General features: G+C 63.7%; 1 protein-coding gene. It reads left to right on the plus strand.

The window, feature by feature from the left end; genetic code table 11:
• On the plus strand, positions 1-524 hold a 524-nt coding region (locus AC1DU6_RS35750), incomplete at both ends, for a GGDEF domain-containing protein (protein ID WP_477863376.1).

Consider the following 524-nt stretch of genomic DNA (forward strand, 5'->3'; position numbering starts at 1 on the left):
GAGCACAAGCTCGAAGAACTGGCGACGACGGATGGGCTGACTGGCCTACGCAATCGCCGCAAATTCGATGCGGCGATGGAGCTGGAATGGCGTCGTGCCATCAGGCATTCACGGCCGATGGCACTGCTGTTGATCGACGCCGACCATTTCAAGGTTTTCAACGACAGCTTCGGTCATCAATCCGGAGACACCGCCCTGATCGCGATCGCGAATTGCATCGCTGGAGCGGCGAAGCGCGCCGGCGACTGTGCCGCACGCTATGGCGGGGAAGAGTTCGCCGTGCTGTTGCCCGGTGCGACCGTGCAGGATGCCTATGAGGTTGCCGAAACCATTCGGCGCCGCGTTGAACAGGTGCCGGCGGATCCGGCGATGCTCACGGTCAGTGTCGGCGTCGCCAGCGTGAAGCCGCTGGTGACGATGGAGTGGACGGGACTGGTCGAAGCTGCCGACAAGGCGCTCTATGCGGCGAAGGCCGCAGGTCGCAACCGGTGCGTCATCGCAGGCGATGCGCACCAGGCTATGGC

It is taken from the genome of Roseateles sp. P5_B10 (assembly GCF_056400485.1).